This is a genomic window from Paenibacillus sp. MMS18-CY102 (assembly GCF_009789195.1).
Taxonomy (GTDB): Bacteria; Bacillota; Bacilli; order Paenibacillales; family Paenibacillaceae; genus Paenibacillus_T.
In genome coordinates, this window is record NZ_WSTC01000016.1 from 66,700 (window position 1) to 88,542 (window position 21,843).

The 21,843-nt window shown below is 46.9% G+C and carries 20 protein-coding genes; 13 read left to right on the forward strand and 7 right to left on the reverse strand.

All coding sequences use genetic code 11. The features are described 5' to 3' along the window. Nucleotides 1-3 precede the first annotated feature (3 nt). Complete coding sequence (locus GON22_RS13615; protein ID WP_160396644.1) at nt 4-1,743, forward strand: ABC-F family ATP-binding cassette domain-containing protein; 1,740 nt, start codon at nt 4-6, stop codon at nt 1,741-1,743. Nucleotides 1,744-2,010: 267 nt separating this feature from the next. Continuing rightward, nucleotides 2,011-2,787 (forward strand): PD40 domain-containing protein, encoded by a 777-nt coding sequence (locus GON22_RS13620; RefSeq protein ID WP_160396645.1) that lies wholly within the window; start codon nt 2,011-2,013, stop codon nt 2,785-2,787. Between the two features lie 94 nt (nt 2,788-2,881). Here the strand turns inward: GON22_RS13620 and GON22_RS13625 are convergent, their stop codons facing one another. Together GON22_RS13625 and GON22_RS13630 are read right to left on the reverse strand one after the other, a co-directional pair. Further along, a complete protein-coding gene (locus GON22_RS13625; RefSeq protein WP_160396646.1) occupies nt 2,882-3,685 on the reverse strand; it encodes a class I SAM-dependent methyltransferase in 804 nt (267 codons plus the stop codon). Between the two features lie 196 nt (nt 3,686-3,881). Then, nucleotides 3,882-4,412 (reverse strand): NAD(P)H-dependent oxidoreductase, encoded by a 531-nt coding sequence (locus tag GON22_RS13630; protein ID WP_160396647.1) that lies wholly within the window; start codon nt 4,410-4,412, stop codon nt 3,882-3,884. Between the two features lie 210 nt (nt 4,413-4,622). Here GON22_RS13630 and GON22_RS13635 point away from each other — a divergent pair, with 210 nt between their 5' ends. Both GON22_RS13635 and GON22_RS13640 read left to right on the forward strand, forming a co-directional pair. After that, on the forward strand, nt 4,623-4,973 hold the full coding sequence (locus GON22_RS13635) for a winged helix-turn-helix transcriptional regulator (protein ID WP_160396648.1): 351 nt from the start codon (nt 4,623-4,625) through the stop codon (nt 4,971-4,973). 115 nt (nt 4,974-5,088) lie between these two features. Beyond that, on the forward strand, nt 5,089-6,390 hold the full coding sequence (locus GON22_RS13640) for a phytoene desaturase family protein (protein ID WP_160396649.1): 1,302 nt from the start codon (nt 5,089-5,091) through the stop codon (nt 6,388-6,390). Nucleotides 6,391-6,473: 83 nt separating this feature from the next. On the opposite strand, the gene GON22_RS13645 is transcribed toward GON22_RS13640, so the two are convergent. Continuing rightward, nucleotides 6,474-7,460: a helix-turn-helix transcriptional regulator gene (locus GON22_RS13645; protein ID WP_272898793.1), complete on the reverse strand. Its 987-nt coding sequence runs from the start codon at nt 7,458-7,460 to the stop codon at nt 6,474-6,476. A 127-nt stretch (nt 7,461-7,587) separates the two neighbouring features. Here GON22_RS13645 and GON22_RS13650 point away from each other — a divergent pair, with 127 nt between their 5' ends. The 4 genes from GON22_RS13650 to GON22_RS13665 all read left to right on the forward strand — a co-directional run bounded on the left by GON22_RS13650 (nt 7,588) and on the right by GON22_RS13665 (nt 13,341). Next, a complete protein-coding gene (locus GON22_RS13650; RefSeq protein WP_160396651.1) occupies nt 7,588-8,067 on the forward strand; it encodes a hypothetical protein in 480 nt (159 codons plus the stop codon). 50 nt (nt 8,068-8,117) lie between these two features. Then, on the forward strand, nt 8,118-8,594 hold the full coding sequence (locus GON22_RS13655; protein ID WP_160396652.1) for a GyrI-like domain-containing protein: 477 nt from the start codon (nt 8,118-8,120) through the stop codon (nt 8,592-8,594). A gap of 287 nt (nt 8,595-8,881) precedes the next feature. Beyond that, a complete protein-coding gene (locus GON22_RS13660; protein WP_160396653.1) occupies nt 8,882-9,886 on the forward strand; it encodes a LacI family DNA-binding transcriptional regulator in 1,005 nt (334 codons plus the stop codon). Between the two features lie 86 nt (nt 9,887-9,972). Further along, a complete protein-coding gene (locus GON22_RS13665; RefSeq protein WP_160396654.1) occupies nt 9,973-13,341 on the forward strand; it encodes a hypothetical protein in 3,369 nt (1,122 codons plus the stop codon). A gap of 140 nt (nt 13,342-13,481) precedes the next feature. On the opposite strand, the gene GON22_RS13670 is transcribed toward GON22_RS13665, so the two are convergent. Both GON22_RS13670 and GON22_RS13675 read right to left on the reverse strand, forming a co-directional pair. Further along, the gene (locus GON22_RS13670; RefSeq protein ID WP_160396655.1) at nt 13,482-14,123 is read right to left on the reverse strand and encodes an Ltp family lipoprotein; all 642 of its coding nucleotides are present in this window, start codon (nt 14,121-14,123) and stop codon (nt 13,482-13,484) included. Nucleotides 14,124-14,254: 131 nt separating this feature from the next. After that, nucleotides 14,255-14,908 carry a TetR/AcrR family transcriptional regulator gene (locus tag GON22_RS13675; protein ID WP_442954378.1) on the reverse strand — a complete coding sequence of 218 codons (654 nt, stop codon included), beginning with the start codon at nt 14,906-14,908 and terminating at the stop codon, nt 14,255-14,257. A gap of 212 nt (nt 14,909-15,120) precedes the next feature. Between GON22_RS13675 and GON22_RS13680 the strand changes: the two genes are divergently transcribed. After that, complete coding sequence (locus GON22_RS13680; RefSeq protein WP_160396657.1) at nt 15,121-16,578, forward strand: DHA2 family efflux MFS transporter permease subunit; 1,458 nt, start codon at nt 15,121-15,123, stop codon at nt 16,576-16,578. Nucleotides 16,579-16,823: 245 nt separating this feature from the next. Further along, nucleotides 16,824-17,192 (forward strand): MerR family transcriptional regulator, encoded by a 369-nt coding sequence (locus GON22_RS13685; protein ID WP_160396658.1) that lies wholly within the window; start codon nt 16,824-16,826, stop codon nt 17,190-17,192. Between the two features lie 53 nt (nt 17,193-17,245). Here GON22_RS13685 and GON22_RS13690 read toward each other — a convergent pair whose 3' ends face one another. Both GON22_RS13690 and GON22_RS13695 read right to left on the reverse strand, forming a co-directional pair. Further along, a complete protein-coding gene (locus tag GON22_RS13690; protein ID WP_160396659.1) occupies nt 17,246-18,334 on the reverse strand; it encodes a sensor domain-containing diguanylate cyclase in 1,089 nt (362 codons plus the stop codon). A 101-nt stretch (nt 18,335-18,435) separates the two neighbouring features. Further along, complete coding sequence (locus tag GON22_RS13695) at nt 18,436-19,269, reverse strand: alpha/beta fold hydrolase (protein WP_160396660.1); 834 nt, start codon at nt 19,267-19,269, stop codon at nt 18,436-18,438. 145 nt (nt 19,270-19,414) lie between these two features. Here GON22_RS13695 and GON22_RS13700 point away from each other — a divergent pair, with 145 nt between their 5' ends. From GON22_RS13700 to GON22_RS13710, 3 genes are all read left to right on the forward strand, one after another. Then, nucleotides 19,415-19,852 carry an Lrp/AsnC family transcriptional regulator gene (locus GON22_RS13700; protein ID WP_160396661.1) on the forward strand — a complete coding sequence of 146 codons (438 nt, stop codon included), beginning with the start codon at nt 19,415-19,417 and terminating at the stop codon, nt 19,850-19,852. Between the two features lie 56 nt (nt 19,853-19,908). Then, nucleotides 19,909-20,751 (forward strand): helix-turn-helix transcriptional regulator, encoded by an 843-nt coding sequence (locus GON22_RS13705; protein WP_160396662.1) that lies wholly within the window; start codon nt 19,909-19,911, stop codon nt 20,749-20,751. An 86-nt stretch (nt 20,752-20,837) separates the two neighbouring features. Continuing rightward, entirely contained in the window at nt 20,838-21,827 is a 990-nt protein-coding gene (locus tag GON22_RS13710) for a quinone oxidoreductase family protein (RefSeq protein WP_160396663.1), read from the forward strand. Nucleotides 21,828-21,843: the final 16 nt, after the last annotated feature.

Below are 21,843 nucleotides of genomic sequence, written 5' to 3' on the forward strand. Positions count from 1 at the left end.
ACGATGATAAAAGTTGAACACTTATCCTTCTCATTTCCACATAAAGAACTATACAACGACGTTTCCTTTACGTTAAAAGAAGCACAACATTGCGCTTTTATAGGGACAAGCGGCAGTGGGAAAAGTACGTTGATCGATATACTGATGGCCCCAGAAAGGTATCTATTCGATGGCAAATTAGAGATGGCCCCAGAATGGACGATTGGGTATGTGAGCCAGTTTCCAGAACTAGACAACACGAAAGAAACAACCGTTTTTGAATATATCGGAGAACGGTTTATAAAGGTTCAAAATGAAATTCAATCGATATGCACGGAAATGGAAACGTCATCGGATATCGAACCGTTACTGGAAAAGTATCAATTGGCTTTAGACGCATTGGAAGCAATGGGTGGGGAAGATTTTGAAAGTACCATTGATAAGCAGCTAAATCTAGCAAACCTTATGAAGCGAAGGGATTCTAAGGTATCGGACCTGAGCGGCGGGGAATTCAAGCTTGTTCAAGTAATGAAGGAAATGCTTAATCGTCCCGACTTGATGATTATGGACGAACCGGATGTATTTTTAGACTTCGAGAACCTTAACGCGCTTAAAAAGCTTATTAATTCCCACAAAGGAATGCTGCTCGTTGTCACGCACAACCGGTATCTGTTAAATCATTGTTTCAACAAAATTATTCACCTTGAAAACACGGAGCTCCAAGAGTTTGATGGTCGATATATAGAATATAACTTCTCATTGCTTCAGACCAAAATCGAGTTACAAGAACTTGCAGTCGCTGAGAAAGAAGAAAGTGAAAGAAACGAGAAAATTATCAATAATCTAAGAGTTATTGCAACTTATAATTCAGAAGCATCCAGAGGCAGAGCGTTAAAAGCTCGAGTTAGATTTCAAGAAAGATTGGAAGCGCGTAGAATTAAAGCGCCATTCGTTGACATTAAGCAGCCGAATATCAGTTTTGGCATTGATAATGAGATGGAAGACACCACTGTTGTAAGTGTCAATAACTATCGCGTAGCCTTTGATGAGCTGCTTTTGGACGATGTTAGCTTTGAGATCAAATCTACAGATAAAGTAGCGATTATCGGTGCAAATGGTACTGGGAAAACGACGTTGCTCCGAGATATCTTTAAAAATAATCATGATGCAATTGAAATAAATGTTGATGCTAAAGTAGCTTATTTATCTCAGATGCAAGGCGAAGTGCTAAAGGATTCTAATACAATACTAGAAGAATTCATTGAGGCAGGGTTTAAAACGTATGATGAAATCAGATTGTATCTTTCTAACTATGGTTTTGAAGGAGAAATGGTTAGCCAAAAGATAGAATCTTTATCTGGCGGAGAAAAAAACATCCTTCAATTGGCTAAGGTTTCTGCGAGTAAAGCAAACATACTGCTTCTTGATGAACCGACAAGCCACTTGGACACCTATACCCAGCTAGCACTGGAGAAAGCCATTGAAGGCTATAAAGGTGCGATTATCATGATATCCCATGATTTCTATTCGGTTGTAAATGGGATGGATTATGTTCTAATTATTGAAGATAAGACGATTCGAAAAATGAGCATGCGAAAATTTAGACAGATGATCTATGCGAGCCATTTTGATAAAGACTATCTGGAAACGGAACAAAAGAAAAAATCACTTGAAATGAAAATTGAATTGGCTTTAAAAGATACGAATTTTGAACTTGCAAAAAGATTAGTTGATGAGTTAGAAGCGCTGATTCAGTTACTTTAGAGTAGGATGATAACGAAACGACTGCTTCCCTGTATTTGGCCGGGGGACGGTCGTTTTATTTGGTTCTATGATTGGATTGCTTGTTTACAAGGTGGAAACTCTGCAATATAATGGTTGCGAAAACGTTTGCACCAACCATTTGAAACGGAGGTAATGGCCTTGAAATTTTCCATTCGATTATTTGTACCGCTCCTTGCCTGTACGTGCCTCATTATAGGTGGGTGCGCTGCCCAAAGAAGCACATTTCCTTATAGCTCCAAGGAGCCAATGCCAGTTCCTGTCCTTTTTGCGCCAGATCTTATTTCCACCAAGCAAGCAGAGGAATGGTCGTTTTCCTTTACGCCGGACGGAACTGCCATCTATTTTCAACGCGGGGACTATGAGCAATATACCATCTATGAATCACATTTTGAGAATAAGCAATGGAGCACGCCGCAAAAATCTAAGCTCGCACCAGAGATACTTTCCCAGGACGGGGATACATTCATAACGCGGGATGGCAGCAAAATATTTTTCGCCTCCAATCGCTCCACCAGCGGCACGAAGCAAGATAATGACCTATGGATGGCAACGCGAAGCGGCGATTACTGGGGGGAACCCTCTTCGCTAGGCGCACCTGTCAATAGCAGCTTTCAGGAGTGGTTGCCTTCGGTTGCCTCCAGTGGCAACTTGTATTTCCAATCCAATCGGCCTGGAGGCAGTGGCCAGATCGATCTGTACGTATCCAATTGGAAGGACGGCAAATATACAGAGCCTGAGTCGCTTGGAAGCGGGATTAATACGAGCGAAAACGACGAGTCCCCCTATATAGCCCCGGATGAAAGCTACCTTATATTTGCCCGCGGCGGAAGTACGTTGTACATTAGTCTTCGCCAGGGCGATGAATGGGGCACTCCCCAGCCAATCAAGTTGCCAGGGGACACCGGGACCATTAAGTACAGCCCTAACGTCAGTCCGGACAGCAAATATTTGTTCTATACGAGCAACAAAGCAGGTACGGCCGATATTTACCAGATCGATTTTAATATCGACGATTATAAATGAAGGAAATGCCCACATAAGCAATACGGTCCTTTAAGAGATGGACTGGATTGCCGCCGGGACAGTTTCGGAAAACTTTACGTTAATCATATAAACCCTATAATTTTTTTGCCTTAATAATAAAGGTTACAGGGAGCATCTTTGCTTTATTTGCAAAATCGCCGTTATTCGATTGTATAATTTCATCATCAGATTCCTCAATGATTTGCTCAATGGCAAATCCCTCTTTTGCTAGCGCATTCACATAGGTTGATAGCTTACGGTCCGATAATGTTAGCGTACTTTCGCCAAGAGTTACTGAATACCAAGATTCATCGAAATAACATTTTTTAAAAACAAGCCTATCATTTTCTGCAGCAACACATTTGTGTATCGGGTGAGACCAGCTGAAAATAAATACTCCGTCTTTTTTAAGGTAAGAAGCAATGCGGCGAAAAGTTCCCTGAAGATCGGTTGTCCAGCCGATGGCATAAATCGAATAAACAAAGTCAAAATAATCAGCTGGTATGCCACATTCCGCTTCCATGGGGGAACAGACCAACGTGGCTGAAAGTCCGCATGCCGTCAAATGCTGCTTTGTTTTTTCGATTTGGTTTTCCGATAAATCCATTCCCCATAGTTCAGATGCTTGGCGTTCGCCTAAATATTGCAGGGAGTGGCCGCTTCCACAGCCTATTTCTAGCATCTTCTTTCCCGTGACGTCTCCGAAAAGATGGCACTTCTCTTCCGAGACAAATGCTCCATATAACGGCAGTGAGGTTGCTCCTAAAAGATCATTTCCTTTTGTGTCCCAAAACAAGCTGTTTGTTTCATGAATACTGCGTGTATCCATGTCGACCGAGATGGCACTAACCTCATCACCGCCGATCATGTTTGTTCGATAAGACGAATTCTGGTTCATTTTCTTACCCCCAGTAAGTAGTAAAGGAACTGTAAACATGATACGAGTAGATGGCAAAAGAAGGCAAATGCCAAAAACAAGCGTTCGTATTTCGGTTTGCTAAAAGGATCGTAGGCGCACAATGCTTTCAACGTGTTTTCATAAAAAAGAAACTCCTTTAATCTCGCAATTGCTTCAAAATTCATACGAAGGAATGTTACTGACACTTCAAAATATAGTCTATATATGCTTGGGCACTTTCATTGATTTGTTCATCGCTGGCTTGGAATGAGGCGCCGAAGACGCAATGGCAGGGAAGCGCTATGGCACCCACATGTCTCGCGCTGGCCCGGAAAGGCGCCATCACTTCATCCACGGTAAAGGAAACGGAGCCATCGGGCGAATAGTTTTCTTTTTTATCGCCTATTGATAGGGCAAGCCCTAGCTTTTTACCATTCAGCTTGTCGCCCTTAGAACCATAAGCCCATCCGTACGCAAACACATCGTCAAACCATTTTTTCAATAACGGCGGGTAGCTGTACCAATACAAAGGGAATTGAAAAATAATATGGCCATAAGCCTCTAATAGCTTCTGTTCCCTAGAAACATCAATATTCCAGTCCGGATATTCTTTATAGATCTCATGAATAGCAATATGGTTTGGAAACCGCAGCAATTCTTCTTTCCATCGCTGGTTGACTCTTGAAACCTCCAGGTTGGGATGCGCCACAATGACTAATGTTTTCATGATAGAAGCTTCCTTTCTCCGTCTATGTTTAATTGATCACGAAAATGCCTTCTGCTTGTGTAGCATCATTATCACGCCGATCTTAAAAAATGAAAATACACACAATAAAGTAAGATCGTTACCTCAAAGTAAGTATTGGACCCGATAAATTAGGCATGCGATAATTGAAGTTTCGGCTAGCGCGCTGTTCAGAAAAACGAGGTGTTATGTATGAAACAATATAACCTAGGCATTGAAGCAACACTGGAGATACTCGGCGGCAAATGGAAATCACTAATTATCTGCTTGTTAATGGGCGGTACAAAGAGAACAAGTGAACTGCAACGCAGTATTCAAGGCATTTCCCAAAAGGTACTCATTGCGCAGCTTCGCGAACTTGAGAGTGATGGACTCGTAAGCAGGCATGTCTATCAGCAGATGCCGCCGAAGGTCGAATACAGCCTTACGGAATATGGCATAACAGCAAACATGATTGTTGATGTCATGTGTTCTTGGGGAAGAGAGAATATTAAACTGAGACAGCAGCAGGGGGAAGAGATTATGTTGCTGGAGGAGAAGTAACTAGCGTGCAGTTAAGTTGAACCGTACGAGGGCTGACGATTTCTTTTTTCTAATTCTGTCACATTTCACTTCGTTTCCCCGTTATACGGGTACCAAAGCGAAAGGGATGATGACGATGCACAAATACGACATCGCAGTTGTGGGTGGAGGAGTAGCGGGGTTAACGGCAGCTATCTATGCGGCAAAAGCGGGAAAACAAACGATTGTGATTGAGAAACAGGATCGCTTGGGAGGGCGGGCCGTTACCAATAAGAAAAAAGGGGTTTATTTTAACCTCGGCGGGCATGCCTTGTATCATGGAGATGCGCTTGCAACGTTCCGTGAATTGGGGCTGCGCCTAGAAGGCAATCAGCCTTCAATTGATGCGTATGGGATATGGAAGGGAAAGCTGCATACGATGCCCATGAGCGTTAAATCCCTGCTCACAACCCCTCTCTTATCTTGGAAAGGCAAGCTAGAGCTTGCTTCTTGGCTAACGAAATTGGGAAAGCTGGATACCCAGCTCTACGACGACATCAGCTTGCGCGAGTGGATTGAAAGCAATTTGCATGATGCCATGGTACGAAATGTTTTCTACGCTCTGCTGCGTACGGCCAGCTATGTGGCAGCACCAGACATGCAGGCTGCCGGTCCGGTACTGCAGCAACTTCAACATTCCCTTCAAGGGGTGTTGTACCTGGATCGTGGGTGGGGAGCCGTAATTGATGAGCTTCGGGAAATGGCAGTTAAATGTGGGGTAAGGCTGTTGACGGGCAGCAAAGTTGTTGCCATCGAGCACTGGGATGGAGCTGTACAGCATGTTAGATGCGAAGATGGCATATTAGTCGAAGCGCAGGATATCATCCTCACCGCTCCCCCTGCTGTTGCCCATCAATTGGTGCCGAACGCGGAAGCAACTGCGCTTCATGCCTGGAGGGAACAGGCCATCGAGGTTACTGCCGCTTGTTTGGATGTCGCTTTGCGGCGTCTCCCGAAGCCGAAACAGCAATTCATTTATGGAATCGATCAAACGGTCTTTCTCAGCAATCAATCCCGTGCAGCCTATCTGAGCGATGATGGCGCTCAAGTCATATCTGTGATGAAGTATCAAGGGGATGAGAAGGACCCGGAAAAGGATTTGCAAGCGTTAGAACAAACCCTAGATTTAGTACAGCCGGGTTGGCGGGGCGAGTTGGTTGCGAAGCAATATCTTCCTCGAATCACGGTTTGCCATGATTTCTTGCATATGAGACGCCAGCATCAGCCAGGACCCGCTGTTCCGGAGATATCCGGCTTGTATGTAGCGGGGGAATGGGCGTCGCATGGCGAACTGCTGGCCGATGCCGCGACGGCTAGCGCCAAAAGAGCGGTACAATGCATACTCGCTCGCGAGTATACAGAGGGGAAGCCCGACAATGCATATAGAAGAATTGTATAAAACTTATCGAACTTCGCTCTTTTTCGTTAGCTTAACGGATGTTGGGCAGTGTCATGGATGCGGAGGACATCGATTCAGGCCGTTTATTCCGTAGTAATCCCCGTATAAGTTGGCGGCCTTCCTAAACGCTCTTCCAAGATCACGCGCAGCTCATTAGGAATCCGTTCAAACTCGACCCCCTTGCCCAGAAACAAAAGCCAATCGACATAATAGGCAAGCGTCTCCACATCGGCCACATCCAGCTGAATACTGAAAATTCCGCTCGACTGGAACATCCCAGTAAAAGATAAAATAATCCCCGGCGGGTGCATGCGTTTAAAGCGCTGGATGCCAATCTTATCAAGCTTTACAACAAGATTGGCCCCACGTGCACCAATCCTTTTCTTATTTAAAATCTCTTGCTCCGGCCACTTCATCTTCTCCTCAGAAATAGCTGAATCCCTCAGCATATCAACAGGCAAATAACGAAACTCATCTGTGCCAAAATCATAAACCTCGGCCAGCCACTGCGCATTCGAGTTGAAAATATGCAGTAAAAAAACGTCCATAAGCTGCGTCCAGCCGGGACTCATTTCATAAGTCAAACGCAAGTGCTTATCCCGCACAGCAAGCGATATCAGCTGGTTAAGCTCGGCAGGTGCCGCATCATCAAGCTCCAATAGATTCGGATTAGCGGGATTCGTATTTTCAAACAGCAAGATGTTATTCAGTTCGATTAGCTCGTCTTGCTGGGTTTGCGACGCGATGCCGATAAGCTTTTCTGTGATGGAACGACGATTGTGCAGATAAGGCAGCTGCGAATTTTTGGAAGCGATAAAGCTGATGAATATGGCCTTCAGCTCTTCTGGCGTGAAGCGGACGGAGGGCAAATACTGATTTTGCAAGACGTTGTAGCCGCCACCGCGTCCAAGCGCGGTTGTCAGCGGAAAACCCAACGCCTGAATTTCATCGATGTCACGGATCGCCGTCGCACGGGATATCTTGAACTCCCGTTGAATCTCGGCAATCGTAAAATGCGCCCGATTGTTGATGTAGCGCATGATCAGGTTCACTCGTTCTGTTTTCTTCATAACGTCGGTGTAACAACTCCCTCCACTGCTGTCATTTTTTGATTTAAATAAAAGGTATCATTTTTTGATACATTCAGCAAATAGAATCAATCTTGTAAAGAACAAACCCACGAAGGAGAGAACAATTATGACTAACTATTCCATCAAAACGATCGCAGAGAGCTACAAAATGACGGCTTTCGGTGTTGCATTCGAGGACTTTAACGACTGGGCGGGCAATGCAGCCAAAACCGCGGCGAAAAAAGCTGAAATTACTGAGAACGGCAAGCTTGCTGAGCTTCTTGCTCTCGCCGATGGGGCGGAATATCAAATCAACTACGTACTGGATGGCAAGGCTTGGCGCGGCTTCGGCGTGATGGGCGAGTTTAACGTGGAAGGTGCGGTTGTCCTCGATTTCCTTGCGGGAGACTATATCGTCGTGCCTGGCACAGGCGCTGACAAGGAGCGGCTTGCTGATGAAATTACAGGTAAGGTTTTTGGTGGTATGATGAATGAAATTACCGATTACAAATATGTTGGCCCTGGCAACGCAACATCTGTTAAAGCGGCAGACAACGGTGAGTACTATGGTGAAATGTGGCTTCGCGCCAAAAGGATTGAAGGCTAAGTGAATAGAAAGACTTTCCAGAAATGAAATCTTATTAAAGGAGCGTTCACATGGCAGAATACACACTGGAACAAAAAAAATCATTCACATTGACCGGTTATGGTTTCTCTATTCAGTCCAACTTTCAGGATATGGCGGCCATGCAAAAGGAGAAGGCTGAATTCTGGGGCGGACTAAAGGCTGACGGGCGATTTGCAAAGCTCAAAGACGCGGCCAAAAACGATCGGGAATGGTCAGTAAATGAGGTTTATCAAGGAAAACCGTGGAACTATTTTGCTGTAGAATCCGGCAAAATAGTGGCTGACGCAACGCGCATTATCGAGTTCCCAGATAGTGAGTACATCGTAGTCGGGGGAAATGGCGATAAGGAAACGTTATTTGATGAGTTGACGTACCGTGCTTTCGGTGAAGTGTTGTCCCAAAATACGGACTATGCTTACATCGGCGGTCCCAATGCGACATATCGCAAAGATAACGGCGACGGCACGTTCTATGGCGAATTTTGGGTGCCTGTTGTTAAAAAGTAAAGAATATGAACGCATCGCAGATGAGACATAGAGGGCACCCAATTCGGGTGCCCTTGATTTTGATTTTATCCTATAGCTAATAGGGCCTAATTGGATTGAAAAGTGACCCTAAGATACGTTTTTGGAAAGAAGCGGGTGTTATATTAATGTAGGGACCAAGCGTTCACAAGATGCTTAAATGCTGCTATGAAACAAATCATTTTATATTGACGGATCAGGGAAAATGGAATTACAATTCAGATATAATCGAAACCGGTTTCGAAATTTCGAAAAAAAGGGGTAATTGGTTGGTTACAATCTATGATATCGCCAAACAAACAGGACTCTCGCCGACCACGATCTCCAAGGTGCTCAACAATTATCATGACGTCAGCGAGAAGACGAAGGCGAAGGTGCTGCAGGCGGCCAAGGAAATGGGCTACCTGCCAAACTCCAGCGCGCGGACATTAACGACGAAGCGCTCCTGGACTTTGGGAATTCTGTTCGTGGAATCCACGGGCATGGGCATCCGCCATCCCTTCTTCAATGCAGTCATTGAAAGCTTCAAGAGCGAAGCGGAGTCCAGAGGCTATGATCTCATGTTTATTTCGAAGGACATCGGAGGCAAGGAAACCAGTTATCTGGAGCATTGCCGCTACCGTTCCGTGGACGGCGTCATCGTGATTCTGTTGGATCCGCGGAACCCGGGCATGCAGGAGCTATTGGACAGCGATATTCCCTGCGTGCTGTTGGATTGCGAATCGACGAAGGCTGGCACCGTTTATTCCGACAATTTGAATGGCGGCTACCAGGCGATTCAATACCTGCAAGGCTTGGGACACCGGAAGATCGCCCATATCTCTGGCGGGAGCTATTACTTCGCCGGACAACAACGGCAGCTAGGTTACGAGTTGGCTTTGCAAAGGTTGAAGCTGAATAAGCGGCCGGACTATATCATCGAGGGCGGCGATTACACGTTGGAGAGCGGTTATGAGGCTATGCTCGAGCTATTGGCGTTGGAGGACCCGCCTACGGCGGTATTCGCAGCCGGCGACAATCTTGCGATCGGCGCTATGAAAGCGTTGAAAGAGAAGGGGCTGCGCGTGCCTGAGGATGTGTCTATTATTGGCTTTGACGATATCGAGCTGGCAAGCTATGTAACCCCGGCGCTGACGACGATTCGCCAGGATACTAAGCTTCTCGGGACGAAGGCGGCAGAAATTCTAATCGAGTCCATCGAGTCGGTCCGGTCAATCGTCAACATTGTGCTTCCCGTGGAGCTGGTTATTCGGGAGTCTTGCAAGGAGCTGTAATGATGGGCAGGAAGGTTAACGCCTTCTTTTTCGAAAAATCGAAACCGGTTTCGATTTAACATTTTACTGAGAAAGGTTGATGAACAATGGGCACCACAAACGGGTTTGTGAATATTTCTGGTAAAGAGTACTACAAAATAGGCAAATACAATGAGATGCAGCCGTTTTTTATAACGCTGCCGAGCAACAGTGATGTATGGATGTTCTTGTCGTCCAACGGCGGGCTTTGCGCTGGCCGCCGCAATTCAGAGTATTCCCTGTTTCCTTATGAAACCGAGGATAAAATTCATGATAAATACCAGTCCGGCCCTAAAACGCTGATCCGCATTACGGCCGGTGAACAGTCCTGCCTGTGGGAACCATTTGTCTTAACTTATGCTAATAAATATGATGTCACGCGAAATATGTATAAGAGCGTGCTTGGCAACTCCCTGATTTTCGAAGAAGTGAACGAATCCCTCGGATTGACGTTCTCGTATCAGTGGGAAATGAGCGAACGCTACGGCATCGTCAGAACATCAACGCTGAAGAATGACAACGACAATTGCGAAGTGGAGATTCTTGATGGCATCTTAAATATTTTGCCAGCAGACGTCAATCCGGTTTTGCAAGAGAATAGAAGCAGCCTTGTAGATGCTTACAAATCAGCAGAAACGGATGATACAACAGGCATTACGACGTTTTCGCTTGTTTCCAAAATCAACGATACGCCTGATCCGCAAGAGAGCTTGCACGCCAATGTGGCATGGTTCGTATCGCAGCATAAGCCGGGTGTGTGCCTGACAGCTCGCGTGTTTGATGAAATGTGCAGCGGTGGCGTAAAATCGGTCGACAATGTTGTTCGGGGACAGCGCTGCTGCTTTATTTTGCACCAAAAATTCGCGCTACCATCAGGTGAAAGCACACAATGGCGCATCGTGCTGGATGCGGATCTTAGCCAAGTTCAAGTGGACGCTCTGGCACAGGAGGATCGCATTAGCCTTCTTAACGAGGACCTTGTTAAATCGGATACGGACTTGCGGAACATAGTGGCCATAGCGGACGGGCTGCAGCAAACCGCCGATAAAAACAAAGTAGTGAATCACTATAATAATGTTCTGTTTAACAACATGCGCGGCGGCGTATTTATCGATGCCTATTCGTTTGATTTTACTGATTTGATCAGCTTTGTCCAAAATCGGAATGTCGCGGCTTACAGCCTGCATAAAGATTTCTGGGCGCAGTTTGAAACCGATCCTTCGATCCTTTCATTGAAAAAGGCTGCACAAGCATACGGCAATTCCGATGTGCTGCGGCTTGCTTACGAATATTTGCCGTTGAGCTTCTCCCGTCGCCATGGCGACCCTTCACGGCCGTGGAATCGATTTAATATCGAAATTAAAAGCGAAGACGGCACGCCTATTTCTTATTATGAGGGCAACTGGCGCGACATCTTCCAAAACTGGGAGGCCATGTGCCTAAGCTATCCTGAGTATATCGACAACATGGTTGTAAAGTTCTTGAATGCATCGACAGCCGACGGTTTCAACCCTTATCGCATTAGCAAGAACGGAATTGACTGGGAGAAAATAGAGCCGGAAGATCCGTTCAGCTCGCTTGGCTATTGGGGCGACCATCAAATTATTTATCTTACAAAGCTTCTGGAAATCGTACGCGATTTCAGCACGAGCAAGCTGGCATCCTTAGTGAATGGCGAAGCGTTCAGCTATGCTGATCTTCCATATGTGATCAAACCGTATGCTGATATTGTAGCTAACAGCAAAGATACGATTATTTTTGACCATAACAAAGATGTGGAAAAAGAGAAAAATGCCGCTGCCCAAGGCAGTGACGCCAAATTATTGTGGCAGGGCGATAGCGTGTATGCGGTATCCTTCGCCGAAAAACTGCTCGTTCCTATTTTGGCAAAGCTATCAAACCTCGTTATGCACGGCGGTATTTGGATGAATACGCAGCGGCCGGAATGGAATGATGCCAATAATGCCATCGTCGGCAATGGATTGTCGGTTGTAACGGTATGCCATTTGCGCCGCCATATCAGTCTGAGTATCGAGATATTGGACAATGCGAATAGCAGCAGCGTTCCGTTTTCATCCGAAGTGCTTGGCTGGCTCTTGGGCGTTAAGGATGTATTCGAGAAATACACGCCTGCTAACATTAACGCTGTTGAACGCAAGGGTATGCTTGATGAGCTTGGAGCGGTTTACGGTGAATACCGCAAGGCATTGTACGAAAATGGCCTGCATAAAGGCGATCAAGTATCCTATGCGGATTTGCAAAGCTTCTTGAAGCTTGCTTTATCCTATGTTGATGCAACGATCAGCAGCAATAAGCGTGAAGACGGCCTGTATAACGCTTATAACCTTCTGGCTCTGTCGGACAACAAAGCGGAGGTAAAATATCTGTATCCGATGCTTGAAGGCCAAACGGCTATATTGAACAGCTTAATGCTTAGCTCGAACGAAGTGCTTGAACTGGTGAGTGCGATGGAGAGCAGCGGATTATATAGCGCTCAGCATCGCTCATTCTATCTTTATCCGATTAGCCATCCGAAATCATTTAAAGAGAAGAACATCATTTCTTCTGATGCGGCTGGCAAGTCACAATTGATTCAAAAGCTGCTAAGCGATAAAAATACGGATATCGTGCAAACTGATTCGTCAGGCAATATCAGATTCCACGGAGACTTCTCGTCTGAAAACGATTTGCTTGCTGCGCTGGACCGTATTGAAAAACAAGAAGCCTATACGAAGCTGGTGCAAGCAGATCGGCCATACTTGCGGGAGATTTATGAGCAAGTGTTCCACCACTCCCAATTTACAGGACGCTCTGGCGTTATGTACAAATACGAAGGTGTGGGCTGTATTTATTGGCACCAAAATTCCAAGTTCATCTTGGGCGTGCAGGAAAGCTTCTATGCTGCGAAGAAGGCGGGAGAAGATGCGAACGTACGCGGCCAGCTCAAGCAGGCTTATTACCAATTGCGGAGTGGGCTTGGCTTTAACAAAACCCCTGAGGCATGGGGCGGATTCCCGATTGATCCATACTCGCACACCTCTTATAGCGGGATTGCACAGCAGCCTGGCATGACAGGGCAGGTAAAAGAGGATATTTTAGCGCGTCGGGGCGAGCTTGGCTTATCCGTGCACAATGGTGAGCTGACATTTGATTCGGAGTTTATTTTGCCGAATGAAATTTTGGAAAACGAAGGGAAATTTGATTACATTGATGTGTCTGGCGCTCAGAAGCAAATTGCTCTGCCAAGCCGTTCATTAGCATTTACATTATGCCAAATACCGGTTACCTATATTTTCGGAAGCGATACAAAAATCGAAATCGAATATAGCAACGGCAATACGAGAACGATTGGCGGCACCGTAATTGATGCAGAAACAAGCAACGGGATTTTTGACCGTTCGGGAGCAATCAATGCGGTTAAAGTGTTTATGGCGTAAAAGGGCAATGAAATAAAACGCTGTTTTACCGGCTGGCTTCGGTACATTACCGGGGTCAGCTTATTTTATTTTCTGCTTCGTCGTTCCTTCATAACGAAAAAAGAGCCCCCACCGTTTACAGATAGGGGCATTTGTTCGTATTATTTATCTAAATTTTTAATAGCGTAGGCGGCTTCTTCCTTTGTAAATTTCTCACCGTATGAAGAAGTTAGTTGGTCTCTTATTGCTTCGGGTGACATGTTCATGGTTTCCTGATAGTTCTTTGCTTTTGCTAAGGCATTTTCATTAAAATCTGCTTTTAGATTGTCAATCGCATACTGTGCTTCATCTTTAGTGAATTTTTCACCATTTTCAGAAATAAGTTGATCGTAGATTGCTTGTTTAGACATGTTCATCGTTTTTGAATATGTTTCTGCCTTTTTCAAAGCATTTGCCTTCCAATCAAACTTAAGATTGTCCATTGCATACTTGGCTGATTCTGCAGAGAACTTTTCACCGTATTCTGAAGTTAATTGCGCCAAGATGGCGTTTTTTGACATATTCATTGTTTCTGCATACGTTTCAGCTTTTTTCAAAGCAGACCTATATTCTTTAGGAACGTTATCCTCTGCCTTTGTTTCCTCTTTTGGCGTTTCCTTTATCGGTTCAGTAACAGCCAAATCGGTACTCTTCTTGTCTGTGACCGTTTTGTTATCATCGTTGCCATTTACAGCAATTACAACAATTATAATTGCAATAGCCCAAACCCACCATTTTTTATAGAACGGTTTTTTCTGTTTCATTTCTTATATCCCCTTTTATAGTTTTGTAAAAATTATACCATATTTATCACCTTATTCCTGTAAATATTGTAAGGGGTGATATCAACACTCCAATTAAAAAGAGCCTCCTTCATCAACGAAGGAGGCTCTTCTTAATCAAACGCACGCATGCCCGCGATCAAAGTGTCAAAATACGCCTCGATCGCTGAATCATCGTCATCCATCCATTTCTCGTAGAACACCTGATGTTTGATGGACTTGTAGAAGTCGATCAACGCCTGCTTCATCGTTATGTTCTGCAGCATGAGCCACTTGGGATCCAATAGCTTGCGGAAGACGAGGTCCACTTGGGTCAAATAAATGCGCGCATTGATGGGATAGAATACGCCAATCGCGATGCCGCTGTCGAAGTACTCAGCAAGTTTGTTTTTGCATAGCTCTACGGCTTGGGCAAGCTTGGCGGACAAGTCGGGATAGGCGGCGTTTAGGTCTTGAAGCAGGACGTCGGTTAAGTAGAACGACAGCTTGATTGTAAGCTTAAACGCCCGGGCGAAGGACTCGTTGTAGAACTTCCGTTCTTCTGCGGACGGCTGTGAGAGCGGCTCGGGCGACATTGTCGGGGGAGCCTCTGCTAACATTTGATTGGACACGTATAAGACGAATTTATCGATGAGACATTCCGCGATCTCGGTTTTTGAGGCGAAATATTTGTACATCGTGGCTTTGCTAATATCCATATATTTGGCCGCGTCATCCATTTTTAACGAGCTGAAGCCGTTTTTGTTGACGTAGGGCATTAAGCGCATGACGAGCTTTTCCCGTTTCTCGAATAGCGGATCGCAATCGATTTCTGACATTTTGCAGCACCTCCAGAGTAACCAACTTAAGTATAGATCATCTCGCCAGATTTTCATACGACATATACGAACTAAACTTTTTTTATATATTTAGTTTACTTTGTATACTCGCATGTGTTACTTTAATGGCAAGAAAATGATTATGCTTGGAGGAGATTCACATGTCCGCAGAAGCCAACGCAAACGGGTCGCTGCCTGTCCGTTCGCTCCTTGGTCCGTTAATTGCAATTGTCGTCGGTTTGTTCATGGTCATATTGGATACGACGGCGGTTAATGTCGCAATACCGGTACTTGCAGATGATCTGCATAGCTCACTGAGCCTCATCCAATGGACGATTACCGGCTATTCGCTGGCTCAGGCCGTGGTCATTCCGATGGCGGGATGGTTCTCCGACCGCTTTGGGGCAAAGCAGACGTTCATCGTATCGATTATTTTATTTACTATCGGTTCGATCCTTTGCGCCTTCGCGGGTACGGCAGAGCAGTTAATCGCGTTTCGTATCGTGCAAGGTTTAGGCGGCGGAATGGTTGTGCCGATCGCCTTCGCGATGACCTACCGGATTAGCCCGCCCGAATCAGTGGGCAAAATTATGGGCATGATGGGCGTACCTGTCCTGCTTGCCCCAGCGCTTGGTCCGGTCGTAGCGGGCTATTTGGTCGACTACGTCAATTGGCAATGGATTTTCCTCATCAACATTCCGGTTGGAATTGCCGGTGTGATTATGAGCATCCTGTTCTTGCCGAATCTTCCGAAAAAGGCGTCGGTATCCCTCGATTTCGCGGGTATTGCGCTTGCGCCATTTGCTTTTGGCGGATTGTCGTACGGGTTAAGTGAAGCGGGAGAGGGATGGACTTCTGCGAAGACGGTTACCGGCCTAGTCGTAGGCGTCGCCGCTATGGCGTTTTTCGTTATCGTCGAGCTTCGGCGGAAGCAGGAGCCTTTGTTGGAGCTGAGGGTATTCCGGTCGATGCAGTTTACTCGCGGGATTGTTGTGCAATGGGTGATGCAGTTTACGATGTTCGGGCTGATCTTTGCTATCCCCTATTTCATGCAGCGCCTGATGGGTATGAGTGCGTTTGAAGCAGGATTGTGGACACTGCCGCAGGCGCTAGCCTCCGCGACGATGATGCCGTTCAGTGGAAGATTATTCGATCGAATCGGCGCGCGCCCGTTGGTCATCGGCGGCTTAATTTTGCTTACGGTGGGCGCTTACTTATTCTCGCTCATCGATTCGAGCGATAGCCCGTGGCTGTTCCTAGTCCCTCGAGCGCTAATTGGGTTCGGAACGGGAATGTCGTTCATCGCTTTGAATACGCACTTAATCCAAACCGCTCCTAAGGAGTTGGTTGGCAAGGTGACCTCGTTGACGAGCGCTGCCCAGCAGGTCGTCGGATCGTTTGCTATAGCCGGATTGACGACGTTGCTCGTCAGCCGGACGAATCATTATGTGAGCCAAGGCGAGGCGCCGATGCCGGACGCGATGGCGCATGCGTTTCACAACGCGTATGTACTAATCGCCATTGTTGCGGCTGTGGGATTGGTGCTGGCGTTCACGCTTAAGCGGCCGGCGAAGGAGCAATCCGCCCATCCGACTGTCGTCATGGACGCAGGCCATTGAGGGGAACAAGCTGTCGATGCTTTCTCGACAGCCTCGTGCCGGACCGGCGATCGGTCCGGTTTTAGGACAGATTTTCCTACCCTATTCGGGCAAAGGAGAGCAAGCCAGCCGATTAGGGCAAATCCTTCTGATGTGGCCAGTTATTTTGACAGTGGGGACGTTTCTGGTTTTCATGTTGGCAGTATGAACTATGAACCTTTGTTCATAGCAAATACAATTTCATGTAGGCCAGAAGGGAATGGGTTATGAAAGCGAATGAGGTTTCTAAGCTGACTGAGCGGCCGATATCGACCTTGCGATTTTATGAGCGCAAACAATTGATCCCCGAGCAGTTTATAACTAGGGATGACAATAACTATCGCGTATATAAGGCAGGCGTGGTCGAATACTTGCAGGATGTGAGAATGCTGCTCACGTTAGGTTTTACGGTTCAGGAATTAACGGTACTTATAAGTGAGAGCTCTGCAACAGAGAAGAAAGCATTGGTGACGGGGAAAATTAAATATATTGAAGAGCTGGAGGCAAAGTTGGAGGCGTCCAAAGCATTTTTGAAAGATGTGATGGAGGGCAAGGCGAAGTTTCAGGCCCAATGTAAATCTAATTCGTCATTCTAACCAACAAAGAAGAGCCCTTTCAATAGTGAAATGGGCTCTTCAACGTATATATCCTATCCTATCAGCTCGCCATTAACCGCAATTCGATTGGCGCCATTGGCCTTGGCGAGGTACATCGCTTGGTCCGCTGCACGCATGAGCTCTAGCTCCGTTATGCCTGCTGTCCATAGCGTACAGCCGACGCTAGTGGCCATCGGAATTTGAAGCCCCTTAATTGGCATCGGGGATTCCATTTGCGCGATTAACTGCTGGGCAACATGTATCAAGCTATCGCGGCCGTTCGGTAGCCATGCCGCCACCACAAATTCATCGCCGCCTACACGCGCGACCAGGCCGGATTCGTGCATCACTTTTTTGATGCGGTTCGCAAATTCGACGAGTACAAGATCGCCGGCCTCATGCCCATACGTATCGTTGCATTGCTTAAATTTATTCAAATCGAGGTAGAACACCCCGAATAGTTCTTCTTCTTGCCCAGCGCGCTTTACCCAGTCCTGGATGCGAGCGCTAAAGCCTCTACGATTCAGCAAGCCCGTCAAAATATCGCGTTCTGTCAATTGAATAAGCTCACGCTCTAGTTTTTCACGCCGTGCAATCTCTGCTCTTAATTGAATTAATAATTGCTCGTAATCGTTCAAAATCCGGATTTTGTCGTCGTAGTTGATTTGTTTGCCCAGCTCTGAGCCAAGGGCGAGGGACAGCAGCTGCAGCGTCTCAATATCGCGGTTTGAGAAAGCATTCGGGCGTTTAGAGATGACTTTCAGCACGCCGACAGCATTGTTAGATTCAAACAAGGGAACACAAACCATGCTTCGTGCGCCGACTTTCCTCGTCGCTTCCTTATTGACGCGATCGTCCTGCTGCGTATCCGGGGAATACAAAATCGTTTTCTCCATCACGCATAGCCCGGATAAACTGCCGTTCTTATTGAGCCGAATGCCAAGATGGGGCTGCAAAGTGCCGCTGACGGCGGCATATACCATTTCATCGCCCGCTAGCATCTCGATCGTAGAACCGTCGGCTTCGGTTAACAGGCACATCCGATCGCATATTGTATGCATAAACAGCTTTAGATCAAAGTTGGATAACAGCATCTGCTGCTGGACTTCCGTTATAATTTTCAGGCGACGGTTCTCTAGCATCGTCCCTATTCCCTCCATGCTCGCATCGTAATCGGTCGGATATTATTACATTACATGCTAGCATTTTTAGATAGGTTTGTCAGCCGAGCTCCGGGCTTAGGTCACTCATGCGAATTCTGCAAAAACCCTAACACAGCGTTAAGGAATTCGTGCTCATATTCGATGTTCGGCAGGTGAACGGACGGTAACAGGACCAGTGTTGCGCTGGGCACTGTGTCCGCGATTAATTCGCTGTGGCTAGGAAGCGTCACGGTATCATATTGGCCGCCAATGACTAATGTCGGGCTAGAGATGAGGGAAACTGTCCGGCGCATATCCATGTCACGGATTGCCGCCCAGCTTCCGGCAATTCCTTCTGGGCGAGTCGTAAGCACCATCTCCCGAAAAGAGCGGACGATTGCAGCCACTGGTTCCAACATATGTGGAGGAAACCAGTTTTTTAAGAAGGTGTCGGCGATTTCGGGTAGATTCTCGGGCTGCAGCACAGCTTGGATTAGCCCTTGCCATTGTTCGGGCGGTCCCAGATAGGAGGAAGTATTGCTTAAGACCAGCCGGTCGATCCGCTCAGGAGCGTAGATGCCGAGCCATTGGCCGATCACGCCACCTAGTGAAAGCCCGAGAAAATGCACCTTTTCGATATGAAGGGTATCCAGCAGTTCGATGGCATCGCGCCCCAGCCTGTCGAACGAGTACGGGCCAGCAGGCGTATCTGAACTGCCATGTCCCCGATAGTCATAACGCAGCACTTGATAATGCTTGGCTAATTCTGCGATTTGGCCATCCCACATATTCATCGTAGTGGCGATGGAGTTGGCAAGCATCAAGACTGGATTGCTGGCTGATCCGTCGATCCGATAAGCGATTCGAACGTTATCATCGGCCGTGAAGTAGTGCAGCCTATTGCTAGCGGCAGTTTCATTTGGCTTCGTCGTCATTTTATCCGCCCCCTTACTGGTTATAGTGGAATTTTACTGAAATTGGTTTACAATCTAAATGGGATTATGAAGGAAGATGGAGGCTGAAACCTTTATTTTATCGTTGTTTTATAAACCTACCTTTAAAAAATGAGGTGCACGGATTATGGACCAAATAGATAATCAGATCTTGTCGATCATTCATGAGAATGCCCGCATAACGGTTTCTGAAATGAGCCGTAAAATTACGATGTCACAGCCAGCAGTCACGGAGCGGCTTCGGAGGCTGGAGGAACAGGGAGTCATCACAGGCTATAGGGCGGTGCTATCGCCGTCTAAGCTTGGCAAGCATACAACGGCGTTTGTTCTGTTCAAATCGAATAACTGCAAGGAATTCGAAGAATTCGGGGAGGTGGCGCCTGAGATTGTCGATCTATACCGCACAAGCGGGGAGTACAACTATTTATTAAAGGTCGTAACCGCAACAAGCGAAACCTTGGAAGCCTTCCTTGAGCGCTGCCATGCATTCGGCTTCTCCTCGACGCTTGTAGTTCTGTCCACGCGATTCGAGGATAAGAGCCTCGTCGAAAGCCTACTGGGCTAACTATGCTCTTATAACATCAAGTCATTTTCTGAATCTCTTGCGCAAGGTGTGGTTAAATGGCGATAGAAAACGCAAAGTTTAAAATACTCGGAGACTTTCTGAAGTCCCGCCGGGAACGGATAAAGCCGGAGGGCGTCGCGATTGCTAGCCGTTACGGCAGAAGAAGAACGCCGGGCTTGCGGAGGGAAGAGGTTGCCCAGCTTGCGGGATTGAGCATCACTTGGTATACCTGGCTGGAGCAGGGCAGGGTTGCTTCCGTATCAAGGGAAGTCATTGAAAGTGTTGCTCGGGCCTTGCAATTGTCTTCGGATGAGCAGGCCCATTTGTTTCGATTGGCCGATTACGGAGGAGAGCGGAATGCCAGCCTAAACACCGGAGAACCATACCCCGAACTTCAGGCCATTATCGACCAAGTGAACTACCCCGCCATTATTGCGAATCATCGAACCGAGGTGCTGGCGTACAATCGGTTGGCAACCGAAATCATTACCGATTTCCATGCTATTCCCGCTGATGAACGCGTAATGACACGATTAATATTTACAGATCCCAACCTGCGTGAGCAGTTGGTGAACTGGCAAGAGTTTGCGGATTTTACGATTGGCGTATTCCGGACGTATTATGACCAAAATGCCAGCGATGCTTGGTTCGAGGCTTTCGTCCAGCAGATGTGCCTGGTATCCGAGGAGTTTCAAACGTTATGGCGATTGCATAATGTTCAGCAGAAGAAAGCAATGCACTACACGTTTGATCATTGTGCAGCCGGGCAATTATATTTCCAATTGAATACCTTTTCTAATATTAACGGTGATGACAACCTTCACTGCTGTATTTTTACTCCTATCGCAAACACCGTTACAGAAGCGAAGTTAGCGGACTTACGGCAATCATCCTATTAGTTTGGATACCTGTATAAAGGGAAACTGGTTGCCTTTGCAGATACGAAATACAATGATTTCATTCCCGAACTAGGAGGCTATTGGAAATGAAAGCTATTGTTATGGATCAACCGGGCGGACCAGCAAGCTTAAAATGGTGCGAAAAACCGGATCTGCAGCCGGGCCCAGGCCTGCTTACCATTGATGTTGCTTATGCTGGTGTTGGATATTTTGAAGTGCTGCTGAGCCGCGGCGAATTTATGTCCGATTTTCCAATGCCGCTTACGCCCGGCCTAGAAGTGTCAGGGTATGTACGTGCAATCGGGGAAGGCGTAGAGGGGTTCTACGTCGGCCAACCGGTAGCTTCGATGACTTTGCTTGATTTTAACGGGTTTGCGTCAATGGCCAACGTGCGGCCGGAAATGACGGTTCCGTTAGACCAATTAGGTGCCAATGTTGACTTGGCGACAGCGGCAGCTTCCATTGTCAATCTGACGACAGCTTACTTGGCAGTCAAAGATGTGTATCGATTGCGAGCAGGTGACGACGTGCTTGTTCATGCGGCCGTAGGCGGTTTGGGCGGCTTCTTGGGGCAAGTAGCAAGGCGATTGGGAGCGGGCAAAGTATTCGGGACCGTTGGAACCGCAGAGAAAGCGAAGCTTGCAGCTTCCTTGGGGTATGACGAGTTGTTTGTCCGGAACGATTTTGTTGAGCAGACACTGAAGGCGACGGGACAGAAAGGCGTTCATGCTATCTTTGATCCGGTTGGGGGAAGCATGCGCCACCAAAGCTTAGAAGTGCTTCGCCCATTGGGCCAGTTGGTTGTTGTCGGAAACGCGAGCGGTGAACAGGATGTCTCGCATTCTTTTAATCAAATATGGTTTTCGAACAGGCAAACCGCCGGTTTTGCATTAGGCGGATATTCAGTAAGCAATCCAGCAGAGACTGGGCAAGCGGCACGGGAGGCGTTAGGAATGCTGGCAAGACAAGAGATCCATGCGGAGATACATGGCGTGTATCCTTTGGAAAAGGCCGGCGAAGCGCTTGCGCTTTTGGAGCGGAAAAACACGGTCGGGAAGCTGGTTTTACAAGTATAATCCCGAGGAGATGCGA